Origin of the sequence: Paenibacillus sp. SSG-1 (assembly GCF_002224835.1) — a bacterium.
Classification (GTDB): domain Bacteria; phylum Bacillota; class Bacilli; order Paenibacillales; family Paenibacillaceae; genus Paenibacillus_AQ; species Paenibacillus_AQ favisporus.
Genome location: NZ_MBRK01000001.1, coordinates 6,860,839 through 6,873,353, shown reverse-complemented (window position 1 = coordinate 6,873,353; position 12,515 = coordinate 6,860,839). Strand labels below are relative to the sequence as shown.

Genomic DNA, 12,515 nt, shown 5'->3' with positions numbered 1-12,515 from the left:
TTATAAGTAGGCACAAAAAAACGCCGCACCCCCAGGTGCGACGTTCCACTTAACAATATATATAATTGCACAACGCTCATATCTTACCCTAATTATGACGGTTCTCACTAACCTTCATCCGCAGTCTTGCGATCAGATTCAGGATCGGCCGCTTCGTCTTGCCAACGAGGCCGATGATCTCTGCACCGATTTGCAGGAAGAACATCATGACGCAGATCACGACGAACGTGACCCAGTTCGCTTCATACATTGCCGCCGAGGACTGGATGACCGCCAGCACGCCGAAGAATGCGGCGATACCGTACACGATCAGCACCGACTGGCGGTGGCTGAAGCCGATCTCGCGAAGGCAGTGATGCAGATGGCCCTTGTCCGGTGCGAAGATCGGTTTCTTCTGCACCCAGCGGCGGATGATCGCAAAGAACGTATCCGACAGCGGCACGCCGATGATGATCAGCGGGGTGATGAACGAGATGATCGCAATCTGCTTGAATCCAAGCAGGGAGAGCATCGCCAGACAGAAGCCCAGGAACAGCGACCCCGTATCCCCCATGAAAATCTTGGCCGGGTGGAAATTGAAGTACAGGAATCCGACGATGGCGCCGAGAAGCAAGAGACACAGCATAGCGACCATCATGTTGCCCATCAGCAGGGACATCACGAGGATGGTGCCGATCGCGATGCCGGATACGCCGGCTGCCAGGCCGTCGAGACCGTCGATGAGGTTAATGGCGTTCGTTACGCCGATAATCCAGATGATGGTCAGCGGAATGGAAATCCAGTTTTCCAGCGAAGAATAGTTATCAGCAAAAGGAATATTTACAAAGTCCACTTTGATATCGAATCCGAACACGACCACGCACGCAGCAATGATCTGTCCGAGCAGCTTCACCTTGGCCGACAGTTCGAAGCGGTCGTCGAGTGCGCCAATAAGCACGATCAGCGTTCCGCCCAGCAGGAATGCTTTAATAAAGTTGGAATCCCGCATCGTGAAATGATCGGCGACAAACGGAAGGACTGCGAACATGGCTAATATAAAAGCAAGATATATGGCTAAACCGCCAAGCCGGGGCATAATTCGCGTATGCACTTTTCGGGCATTCGGTACGTCCACGGCTCCGATCTTCACCGCCAGCTTCTTGACGAGCGGCGTCAGGACCAGTGCCAGGATGAGTGACACGATACATCCGATGATGGCTAGCATTAACATGTGATTGTTCAACCCCCAATTGTTCTACCGGATTGAATTATACTCTGATCGAAAAATAAAACCAATCCCGTTTTTTCGCAAAATATCGGGTTTTTCAAGGCGATTTCACCTTTTTATCTGGGTTTTGTCAGGTTTTCTTTATCCCGCAGCACTTTCACTACGAATTTCGGCAGCGCAAGCATTCTTTTGGCTCGCGTCGGCTCCTTCAGCAGCCGGTATAACCACTCCGCACGCAGCTGCTGGAACAGCTTGGGAGCCCGCTTGGACTTGCCGGAAATGACGTCGAAGCTTCCGCCGACGCCCATCATGACCGGTACGCCGAGCTGCTCCTTGTAACGCGCGATCCACGGCTCCTGCGTATCTACGGCACGTGCCACGAACAGAATGTCCGGCTCCGCTTCGCGGATTGCCGCGATCACATCGGCGTCCTGCTCTTGGGAAAAGTAGCCATCACGAAATCCCGAGATTTGAACCCCCGGATACTGCAAATGTAACCGCTCCGCCGTCGCCTGAATCACTTCAGACGTCGATCCGAGCAAATACACTTTCCAGTGATAGTCTTCTCCGACCTTCATCAATTCATGTAGGAGGTCAAAACCTGCAACGCGTTCCTTCACGGGCGATCCGGCTTTATCCGCCGCCCATACCACTCCCGTCCCGTCCGGGACGAGCAGATCGGCTCCCCTCATGACGTCCATGTAAGCCGGGTCCTGAAGGGCCGTCATCACCATAATGGGATTGGCGGTAATGATCTGATGCGGCCGGCGCTCACCCGACTGGATGAGTCCGGTTAAATATTGAACGGTATCGGTCATGCCCCATCGGCTCACCGGGATGCCGAAAATCGGCACCGTGGGCACTTGGCTTGGTTGGTTCACGCTATAATCACCTTATCCTTTATTGCTGCTGCAAAAAATCAATAATATGCTGTGCCGGAGCCTGCGCCTCTTCCTTCAGCACCGCGATGCGCTCGCGGTTCGCCTCCTGCCAGAGGCTGTTCTCGCTCAGCAGGCGGGACACCTCGCTCTTCAGCGCCTCAGGCGCCAGCGAAGCGCTTGTCCCTACAGGCTCCAGATCCAGCCGCTTCAAAAAGTTATCGATCTTCGGATCATAGGACACGCCGATCATCGGCACCAGCTGATTCGCGGCATAGATGAGGCTGTGCAGCCTCATGCCGATGACAACATCACAGCGGCCAACCTCGGCCAGCATCTGCTGCGGGTGAACCACATCGCGGCACACCGACACGACGCTGCCGTTCGCGGATACATCGCCCATCCGGTCGATGATTTCCTGCGATGCTTTCACATCGTCCGGCAAATGGAAAGGCAGGAAGCGCAGATGCACCGCCTGCTCCTGGCACAGCTTGCTCAGCCCGTCGGCCATCGCCTGCAGCTCCCGGCGCTCCGGATCCCAATAGCGGACCGAGATGCCGATTACGGGCAGCGGACGTTCGGCGTCCTGCTGCAGCGATTCCGGCTTCTTGCCGCCGGTCGTCAGGCCCATCACCGGGTCAGGCACGACCTGAACCCGGTTCCAGCCCAGCCCCATGCGCTCCAGCAGGCGTGCCGACTCTTGATCCCGAACCGATATATATTCACATTGGTTAAATACGCTTTTGATGAACGGGTGAAACAACTTCCGGTTGACGGGCCCAATCCCTTGAGAGTAGATAAAGACCGGCTTTTTCAACCACTGGGCCAGCTTGATCACCCCGAGATAATAAGGGATCGTCTTGGAGCTGGTGGCATCCTGCAGCAGGCTGCCGCCGCCGCTGATCAGACCTGAGCTTTCCTTCAGCGCCTGTCTCACTTCGCCCAGCTTCATCCGGTGTACCGCGTCCACCCCGTAGGTGGCCTTGGTCCACTCGGGATCGATGGAGAGAACCACCGGCCGAATTGGAACGCCGGCTGCCTTCCCCCGCTCCTCCAGAGCGGTTAAGATCGATTGGAGCACCGCCTCATCCCCGCTGTTCCGGAACCCGTAGTATCCGGAGATGACTACGGTCTTCTGAGACGTGGTACCCATCGTTTCCAACACCCTTCCAGTACTTGCCATACGCCAATGGCGATCAGGCCAAAGATAAATCCGAGACCCAGACCGAGCAGGTCACGAACGAACGAAATTTTCATCGGCGAGTGGATATGCGCGAACGTATCCACCATCGACAGCTGGCCGATAACCGCAAAGATCATCAAGTAAACGACGTTGCGGTATCTAAGCGACACGAAGATGCCCAGCAAGAACAGCGCGTGTGCAACGAGTTCCTTGTTCCGAGGACGAACGTGGAACGTGTTTTCCAGAACTGTGCGTAACGTCATTTCAATCGAGCTGACGCTTCCCCCGTTGCCGGTGCGGCTCAGATAATATAAGCCTAACACACCAATGACCCCTGCTGCCACTACCCAGGTCAGCGTAATCGGGGTGCGGAATAATTTACCGATTTGCTGCAGCGGTTTGCCGCCGCGGTACAGCACGACATAGATCGCGATGAGACCGATTGGGGCTAAATGCAGCAGGCTGACGCCGCGGAACTGATTCAGCACCAGGCTGTAGGTGATGTTGTTCAGCAGAGCGATGACAAAAGGAATCGCACTCAGCGAAATAATCGCCGTCTTGATATAAATCACAACCGCATGAGCAAACCGGCGTCCAGATGTAAGCCCGGCGTTGGCCGCGTTCATTTCGTTCAGCTTTCTCACCGCCAGCAGCACGGCAATCGTCGGTGCACTGATGGCCACGAGCAGAGCCAGCGCCTGCTCAAACAGCGTCGGCTTGAGGACATACAGTCCTGCGCTGCCGATTAACCCAAGCACAAACGCGATCAGGGTCAGTGCCGGGATAAAGTAAGAAACGAGGAGCGCGACGAAGGCAACCCCACCGAGCACGACGACCATTTTAAAATAACGCTGTCCTGCAGAATCATAAATATGGAATGCTCCCGCTTGTCCCATCTTGAAGCCGTTGTTTTCCATCTGCTTGATGGCATTTCCCGGCTCCTGCAAGGTTTTCACGATGTTATCCACGGAATCGGTAATCGTGGCCTTGGTCATGTTGCGGGATGGAGCGACGTTGATGTACAGCATCCGGATGTTCCGATCCTTCGTCGCTAGCGCAAACCGGTCGGCGATCGTCTCCGGACTCAGCGCCGCAGCATCACGGTCGCTCAAGGAGTACAGACGGGCTACGTTGTAATCCGTATCGTAGGCCAGCTTGGACAGCCCCTTCTGCGGCTGCTTCAAGTTTTCGATGGCCGCAATGCCGATCCCGTATTGGTTCAGCAGGTTGGCAAAGCCCTGCAGGCTGTTCATATCCTCATTGTCATTGAAGCCTTTAACGGAATCGCCCTCAAACAATACGCGTTTGACGCCGTTCGCCTGATAGTAGGCCAGCAGCTTGTCCATCGCTTCCTGGTTGTAAGGAAGGCTGTCGGACATCCGCGGTACGATGTTGAATCCTTTGCTGCGCAGCATTTCGAATGCAATCGGATCTGGCTGCATTGGCTTGAGCACGGCATCCTCCGGGGAAGTTTCCAGAATAAGGCCCTTCTGCCCGTTGAATTCCCATGGCTTGACGCCGATGCCGATCCCCGTAAAGGTGTCTTCGATCAGGGGAGACAAGCGTCCCGCATTCTCTTCGTTCGTAAACAGAATATAGGTATAGTTATCGTTGGTCGGGATGACGCTCTTCGTCATCGAGGCGACGTCCCCCGCATTAAACATCATGATGCGGCGGGATTTTTTAAAATCGTCCAGCGTACTCTCGAACATCGCCATGCTCGTCACGCCCGCCGCCTTCAGCTGATCCAGCTGCTGCTGAAGGTATTCCTCCGGATGGGCTTGATACGAAGCCGTCTCCACCAGTCCGCGATAGTTATACACCAACTCTACGTTATTGGAAGATGACTCCGTCCGGTAGCGGTCATAAATCACCGGAATCGCGGCGATTATGCCCAGCACGACGAGAATCCACAGCCATTTGCGGGATGCCGTGTTCCAACGCTGCCATTTCTGATGCACCAAAAGTACCTCCTCATAATAACTCCGGGAATCCGCAGCGTTCTTCTTCGAACACGTGGCCTCCCGGAATATCCATTTCTTAAATGTTAGGCGTCAACCCTTGCCATCACTTCATCCGACAATTTCTGAATCCGCGCATTCGCATCCTCCAGAGAATCGCCTCTCACGGCAAAGTATACCTTGATCTTCGGCTCCGTCCCCGATGGGCGCAGGCAGAACCATGAACCGTCTTCCAGCATATATTTCAGCACGTTTTCCTTAGGCAGGCCGTCCAGCCCTTTCGAATAATCCAGCACCTGCGTGACGGCTTGTCCTGCCACCGTCTGCGGCGGGTTGCTGCGCCAATCGGACATTTTCGCCTGGATTTGGGCCAAGCCGTCTTTGCCTTTCAACGTGCGGGACTCCAGTTTCTCCTGGAAGTAGCCGAACTGCTCATACAGCTCCTGCAGCACTTCGTACAGCGTCTTGCCTTGAGCCTTGTAGTAGGCACCCGCTTCACAGATGAGCAGCGCGGCCAATACGGCGTCTTTATCGCGGGCATAGTTGCCAGCGAGGTATCCGTAGCTCTCCTCGTATCCGAACAGATACGTATGGGAGCCGGTCTTCTCGAACTGGGTCATTTTCTCCCCGATGTATTTAAAGCCGGTCAGCGTGTTGAATACTTCCGCCCCAAAATGCTCGGCGATCGTCGCTCCCATCTCGCTGGTCACGATCGTTTTGATGACCGCCCCATTGTTTGGCAGCTTGCCTGCTTCTTTTAATTGGCTGAGCAAATAATAAATCATGAGTGCTCCGGACTGATTACCGGACAATACAACGAATTCTCCTGCCTGGTTCTTAACTACCGCACCCATGCGGTCGGCATCCGGGTCGGTTCCGATCAACAAATCAGCACCGATCTCCTGCCCTACCTTCATGGCCAGCGTGAACGCTTCGCGTTCTTCCGGGTTCGGAGATTTCACGGTGGAAAATTCGGCGTCCGGCTGCTCCTGCTCCGCTACGATATGCACGTTCGTAAAGCCGACTTCCTCCAGCACGCGGCGGACCGGAATATTTCCCGTTCCATGAAGCGGCGTGTAGACGATTTTAAAATCTTTGCCGAGTGTTGAAGCAATCGTCTCGCGGTTAACGCTGACATCGGCTACGGTGCGGATAAACGCATCGTCATCCTCTTGGCCGAGCCACACGAGCAGCCCCTTCGCTTCCGCTTCCTGCTGATCCAGCCGCTTCACCGCAGCGAAGGAATCAACTTGCTGGATGTAGGAAATGACCTTCTCCGCTTCGTCAGGGACGAGCTGTCCGCCCTCGGCGTTGTACACCTTGTACCCGTTATACTCCGGCGGGTTATGGCTCGCCGTAATAACGATACCGCCGGTCGCTCCCAAATGGCGAACGCTGAACGACAGCTGCGGCGTGGGGCGCAGGGACGGGAACAGCTTGGCTGTGATACCGTTGCCTGCAAGCACCAGAGCGGCCTCCAGCGCAAACTCCGGCGAGAAGTGGCGGGAATCATGGGCGATCACGACTGAAGGCGTACCCTCAGCCGAACCGTGCTGCTCCAGTATGTAGCGTGCAAATCCTTGCGTCGCCTTGCCGACGGTGTACCGGTTGATGCGGTTGCTTCCTGCACCGATCACGCCGCGGAGGCCGCCTGTGCCAAACTCCAAATCTTTGTAAAAACGGTCTTCCAGCTCCAGCGGCTGATCGGACAGCCCTTCGAGCTCCCGTTTCGTTTCTTCATCTATAGAAGGATCTTGAAGCCATTGCTTGACATTTTCACTTGCTTGAGTGCTGAGTTGTTGTGTCATTACTGCTTCTCCTTTCCATAATAAGAATGATGGTTACTTAAGATTGTGCGGGGTCGGACAGAGCGAACATGATGTCGCCTTCCGCGACGACTTTATCGTCGACCTTGGCTACGGCGTGTCCCTTCCCGATGCTTCCCTTCAGGCGGGTAATTTCCACCTCAAGGCGAAGCGTATCGCCGGGTACTACTTGTCCACGGAAGCGGAAGTTGTCGAGACCGGCCAGAAAGCCGATTTTGCCCCGGTTGCTCTCTTCCTTCAAAATAGCGGCTGCCCCAACCTGCGCCAGCGCTTCGGTGATCAGCACGCCTGGCATAACCGGATATTCCGGAAAGTGGCCGATAAAGAAAGGCTCATTAATGGTTACGTTCTTGATCCCGACCGCGCGCTTGCCGACTTCCATCTCGATGATACGGTCCACCAGCAAAAACGGAGGCCGGTGCGGGATAATCTCCTGAATTTCTTTCACGTTAAGCACGTCTCTCAAACTCCTTTCAAAATAGGCGAATCACCGCAACTTTCAAGGGTTATACTGCATAAAATCCATAGATTTCGGAAAAAACTAAACTATCCTTCACCCTCTGCAGAAGTGAAGGTTCAGATAAGGGGCCTTTCTCCGGTATGCCGATCCTGATGAACGGCACGGGAGAGGCCCTTTTGTACGGGCTTCGCAAGTCCCCCATCATTATACATTTTCCGAGCAAAAAAAGAAAACTCCCGATTGGAAGGAGTTTTCTGTCAAAAGTCAGCGGTTAGACGCCCCGTCAGGGCGCAAATACCAAATCGATCACATGCTGCCAAGTCTTCCATTGAAACACGTCGGACAGGCTCTGTTTGCCGATAAAGACATAACCGAAGGTCATTCCGCCAACCAGAGCGAGCAGCAAAAACAGCGGAATCATCCAGCGGATGACGATTCTCCATCTTGCCGTCTTCCGCACGGCCGGTTTCGCTTTGCCAGCTGCTTGGGTTTTCTCACTCATTGCAGAACTCCTATCCACGGATATTGTTCGCCAGATTCATCATCGTGTCGCTGGATGTCAGTGCCCGGGCGGATAGCTGATAAGCGCGCTGCGCCTGCATCATATCCGTTATTTCTTGTGCATAATCGACATTCGACTGTTCCAGATATCCCGAACGGATGGTTGTCCCGGAGGCGGCTGCGGTATAAGGAGCGTTGCCGAACACCTGAGCTTTCGTCAGGTTGCCGGGAATAACAAACAGGTTGCCGTCCATCTGCACCAGCGCATCCGGGCGGACCGGCGATGCCAGCTGAATGGTAGCCACGGCGTTTGTCCCCGCCGCATTCTTAACCATGACCTGTCCGTCCTGATCGACGGCCACCTTGGCATTGTTGGCGACAGAGATCTGTCTGCCGTTCGTGTCCAGAACGAAGTATCCCTGATTGTTGACCAGCACCATATTCTTCGGCTTGGCAGGGTCGGGATCGGGCACAAAATGGAAGGCGCCTTCCCGGGTGTAAGCCGTACGGCCGTTCGCTTCAACCGCAAACAGGCCCGTGCCTTCAATGGCGAGATCCAGCGGGTTGCCCGTCTGATTCAGTGGTCCCTGCTGCATATCCCGGGTGATTTCCGTCATCCGCATGCCAAAACCGTTATTGTATCCAAGCGGGGAAACCCGTCCGTTCTGCTTGAATCCGTCCGGCTGCTGCGTGACCGTCGTCAGCACGTCCTCGAAGGAGCTATCCTTCCGCTTGTATCCGTCCGTATCGATGTTGGCGATGTTATCCGCGATAACGTCCAGCTTCCGCTGCAGCGCATTCATGGATACCATCGCGCTGATCATGGAGTTATTCATTTACGTCCACCCTCCCTAGTCCGTAGCATCCTATACCTTGCCGACCTCGTTGACAGCCTTGTCCAAACTTCTATCATAAAATTGCACGACCTTCTGATTGGCCTCATAGGCCCGAAGCGCCGTGTTCATGTCTACGACCGCCGCGGAGGAATCCACGTTGGACTGCTCCAAATAATGCTGCCGCACTTCTACGCGGTCGGCGTTACCCAACGCGCGGACACCGGCAGCTGCGGTATCATCCACCTTGAACAATCCGTCACCCGTACGCACCATCTGGCCGGGCTGCCCCACGACGGCAATGCCAAGCCGTGTTCCGGGCGCACCCGTTGCGGGATTCAAAATAAACCCCTGCTCGTTCACTTTAAGGCTGTCCACCGAGCCTGTCAACCGAATGGGCCGATTATTGGCATCCAATACCTGGTACCCGGCCGAAGTCAGCAGCAAACCGTCCGGAGTCACCATGAAACTGCCGTCTTTCGTATACCCGATTTTCCCATCCGCATTGCGGACGGTAAAATACGCCTCCGGCTTGTAGGTCACATTGCCGTCCGGGTCAACATACTTGCCGGATTGGTCGAACGGGATGTTCTGGCCTGTTGCCGGATCGTTGACTTCAATATCGGACACCAGCGCAAAGTCGGTCGGCTTCTCGCTCTCCGTAATGACGCCCTGCTGGTACATGGACAAGCTCTCTTCGGCAAAAACGCCCGTGTTCAGCTTGCCGAGCTGCGGGTTCGGGTTCTCTGCTCCCCCGCCGATCATCGAAATCAGCACCTCGGGAAACGAACGGGCAACACTGTTCACCTGCTTGTACCCAGGGGTGTTGATGTTGGCAATATTTTGGACGTCGGTGTCGTGGCGGCTCTGCTGCGTCATCATGCCGGCAGCGGCGGTGTAAAGTCCTCTCAGCATTGAGATGGGGTCCCTCCCTGTTTCATGTGCTTGTTCATTGGGTAATAAAAATTTTATCTTCATATATATAGAATACATCTCTGATCTATATGAACGGGCTCCTCAGAGCCCGCGATCCATAGTACATATATCGGACATAGGCCCGGGTTTTTTTAGGGTTTTGCCGCAGCCGGCCCAGGGGCCGGCCACAAGTTATTAGAATGCTTTCTTGGACACCTTGTCCAAGTGATCGAGCATGAGTCCCGTGCCTTTCACGACACAGTGCATCGGGTCTTCCGCGATTAATACCGGCACGTGCAGCTCTTCGGCGAGCAGCTCGTCCAATCCGTCAAGCAAAGCGCCACCGCCGGTGAGAATGACGCCGCGGTCGATAATGTCGGCGGACAGCTCGGGAGGCGTCCGTTCCAGCACCGACTTGGCAGCGGCCACGATCATCGAGACCGGTTCCCACAGCGCTTCCTGAACTTCGTTCGAAGAAACCGTCACGGTAAGCGGCAGTCCGCTGACCATATCGCGCCCGCGGATATCGATCTCATCCTGGCGTCCGCCCGGACGGACGGTGCCTACCTTGATCTTGATATCCTCCGAGGTGCGTTCACCGATGAGGAGCTTGTACTTATTTTTAATATATTTCACGATGGCTTCGTCGAACTTGTCCCCTGCCATTTTAATAGAAGAGGCGGTAACGACGTCGCCCATAGACAGGACGGCTACATCCGTCGTTCCGCCGCCGATATCGACGACCATATTGCCGCTTGGCTGATAAATATCCATACCCGCGCCAATGGCTGCGGCTTTCGGTTCTTCTTCCAGGAACACATCCTTGGCTCCGCTTCGCTCGGCGGCTTCCCGGATGGCCTTCTGTTCAACAGAGGTAATATTCGTAGGCGCGCAGATCAGAATCCGCGGCCGGCTGCTCCAGCTGCGTCCTCCCACACTGCTGATGAAGTACTTCAGCATCGCTTCCGTAATCGCAAAATCGGCAATAACCCCATCGCGCAGCGGACGAATCGCCACGATATTCCCAGGCGTGCGGCCAACCATTCTCCGGGCTTCTTCCCCGACGGCAAGGACTCTTTTGGTGTCGCTTTCGATCGTCACGACAGAAGGCTCGTTGAGTACAACCCCCCTCCCTTTGACATGAATCAGCACGTTGGCTGTGCCAAGATCAATTCCAATATCCTTGCTAAACATCATGAAAAGAGCCCCCAAAGTATTATTTTATGGTAAAAGAGTCCCTGTTACCGCTTATCGAAGTCCCATTTCGACAGGATGTGGCAGGAAGTTATGTATTTTTGGGAAAAAGGGATCACATTTGTCGACCTTATACCATCTTTTAACATATCATACTTCAGGGGAGGGATACAATGGGCACAGGTGTGCCCTGCCGCAAGATCATATGAACCGGGCCCGGAAGCCCAGATGGTCAGGCTTTGGCGGAAGCAACGGCTTCCCGTTTTTTCCCGCTGGTCTTTTTATACTTAATCTTGGTCGCTTCGCCTCCCCGGAGATGACGGATCGATTTGTGGTATTCAAGAATGTGCTTAACCTGATCAGCCAGATCGGGATTGATTTCCGGCAAACGTTCGGTCAAATCCTTATGCACTGTGCTCTTCGATACGCCAAATTCCTTGGCAATGGTTCGGACCGTGTGTCTCGTTTCCACGATACAACGACCAATTTTAATGGTCCGTTCTTTGATGTAATCGTGCACGCTCCCGCCTCCCTACTGTGGATAGTTTGGTACATTATATGAGGGGCGTGCCTATATATTCGCGCTTTCCAAGCCTGACAAGCTCCGCAAGGCCCATTTATTTTACGGGCAGCGCAAAATAGCCCCGCAAATCGAGGGGGCTGCCAAGAGTCCTTTCCCGCCATTCACAAGGGTTTGCACACAAAAAGGCAGGGATTGTCCCTGCCTTTAGGCTTATTTTTCTTCGCGCTTTCGGTTATTGCTTCGGAAGAACGGTTTCCGGATTGACCGGAGTTCCATTGTCGTACACTTCGAAGTGTACGTGGTTGCCCAGTTCCTTCTCGATTTCGCTGCGTCCGGCGGTGCCGATCGTATCGCCCTGCTTCACGGTGTCGCCCAGTTTAACTTTGGCGTCCGAGAGACTTTGGTAAACCGTCTTGAGATTGTTGTCATGGGTAATCTCGATCACGGTTCCCGTCAGCGGCGGGTTCAGATCGACGCGAGTGACTTTTCCGCCGAGAGCGGCTTTGACGTCAAACGCTTGGTCATCTGCGCGGGCCAGGTCGACACCGACGTTCGGAGTGAACGTGTCATCGTACTGAACCATCGCGGCTTGATGATTTTCTTCGGTACCATTTTCATCATAGAACGGCTTCACGACTTTTACGTCTTTGGCATTCGCCACCGGCCATACCATACCTTCGGCATTGGCGGTTACTTCAACGGCATTGTCCTTGGCGTCTGTGGCATTGTCCTTGCTTGCTGCAGCATCCGAAGCGGTAGTAGATTGCTCCGTTACTTTAGCGGGGTCTTGGGTAAGGTTCTTCTGGCTGGTATCCTGGTAGACCCACACTAAGGTTAGTATAATTGCTGCTGCGGCCACGTAAGCTGCCGGGTATACCCACCGTTTGGACAACAGCTTTTTCCACGAAGAAGGCTGATTTACAGGCTCTCCTTGCACTTTTTTAGGAGCTTCGCCGTGGTTTTGACTACTTTTGTTTTGTTCATTCATATGTTTATCACCTCAGTAACATTGTTACCGGGGCGGAATCTTTTAT

The 12,515-nt window shown here is 54.4% G+C and carries 12 protein-coding genes; all 12 read right to left on the bottom strand.

What is annotated here, in order from left to right:
* Nucleotides 1-88: 88 nt before the first annotated feature.
* The 12 genes from BCV73_RS31285 to BCV73_RS31230 all read right to left on the bottom strand — a co-directional run bounded on the left by BCV73_RS31285 (nucleotide 89) and on the right by BCV73_RS31230 (nucleotide 12,469).
* Nucleotides 89-1,210, bottom strand: coding sequence for a glycosyltransferase family 4 protein (locus BCV73_RS31285; RefSeq protein ID WP_089549729.1), 1,122 nt, complete (start codon nucleotides 1,208-1,210; stop codon nucleotides 89-91).
* 113 nt (nucleotides 1,211-1,323) lie between these two features.
* Nucleotides 1,324-2,088 (bottom strand): WecB/TagA/CpsF family glycosyltransferase, encoded by a 765-nt coding sequence (locus BCV73_RS31280; RefSeq protein ID WP_251678268.1) that lies wholly within the window; start codon nucleotides 2,086-2,088, stop codon nucleotides 1,324-1,326.
* A 19-nt stretch (nucleotides 2,089-2,107) separates the two neighbouring features.
* Entirely contained in the window at nucleotides 2,108-3,238 is a 1,131-nt protein-coding gene (gene csaB / locus BCV73_RS31275; protein WP_089549728.1) for a polysaccharide pyruvyl transferase CsaB, read from the bottom strand.
* A complete protein-coding gene (locus BCV73_RS31270) occupies nucleotides 3,211-5,229 on the bottom strand; it encodes a DUF5693 family protein (protein ID WP_089549727.1) in 2,019 nt (672 codons plus the stop codon). The genes csaB and BCV73_RS31270 overlap by 28 nt, the downstream gene beginning before the upstream one ends.
* Nucleotides 5,230-5,315: 86 nt before the next feature.
* On the bottom strand, nucleotides 5,316-7,037 hold the full coding sequence (locus BCV73_RS31265) for a phospho-sugar mutase (RefSeq protein ID WP_089549726.1): 1,722 nt from the start codon (nucleotides 7,035-7,037) through the stop codon (nucleotides 5,316-5,318).
* A gap of 37 nt (nucleotides 7,038-7,074) precedes the next feature.
* Nucleotides 7,075-7,512, bottom strand: coding sequence for a 3-hydroxyacyl-ACP dehydratase FabZ (gene fabZ, locus BCV73_RS31260; RefSeq protein ID WP_076174644.1), 438 nt, complete (start codon nucleotides 7,510-7,512; stop codon nucleotides 7,075-7,077).
* A 286-nt stretch (nucleotides 7,513-7,798) separates the two neighbouring features.
* Nucleotides 7,799-8,017, bottom strand: a complete 219-nt coding sequence (locus BCV73_RS31255; protein ID WP_076174647.1) for a DNA-directed RNA polymerase subunit beta — start codon at nucleotides 8,015-8,017, stop codon at nucleotides 7,799-7,801.
* 10 nt (nucleotides 8,018-8,027) lie between these two features.
* Nucleotides 8,028-8,852, bottom strand: coding sequence for a flagellar hook-basal body protein (locus BCV73_RS31250; RefSeq protein ID WP_089549725.1), 825 nt, complete (start codon nucleotides 8,850-8,852; stop codon nucleotides 8,028-8,030).
* A 30-nt stretch (nucleotides 8,853-8,882) separates the two neighbouring features.
* The gene (locus BCV73_RS31245; protein WP_089549724.1) at nucleotides 8,883-9,764 is read right to left on the bottom strand and encodes a flagellar hook-basal body protein; all 882 of its coding nucleotides are present in this window, start codon (nucleotides 9,762-9,764) and stop codon (nucleotides 8,883-8,885) included.
* A gap of 195 nt (nucleotides 9,765-9,959) precedes the next feature.
* Complete coding sequence (mreB, locus tag BCV73_RS31240) at nucleotides 9,960-10,958, bottom strand: rod shape-determining protein (protein WP_163882780.1); 999 nt, start codon at nucleotides 10,956-10,958, stop codon at nucleotides 9,960-9,962.
* A gap of 232 nt (nucleotides 10,959-11,190) precedes the next feature.
* Complete coding sequence (gene spoIIID, locus BCV73_RS31235) at nucleotides 11,191-11,478, bottom strand: sporulation transcriptional regulator SpoIIID (protein ID WP_089549722.1); 288 nt, start codon at nucleotides 11,476-11,478, stop codon at nucleotides 11,191-11,193.
* A gap of 235 nt (nucleotides 11,479-11,713) precedes the next feature.
* The gene (locus tag BCV73_RS31230; protein WP_089549721.1) at nucleotides 11,714-12,469 is read right to left on the bottom strand and encodes a M23 family metallopeptidase; all 756 of its coding nucleotides are present in this window, start codon (nucleotides 12,467-12,469) and stop codon (nucleotides 11,714-11,716) included.
* Between the last annotated feature and the right edge of the window lie 46 nt (nucleotides 12,470-12,515).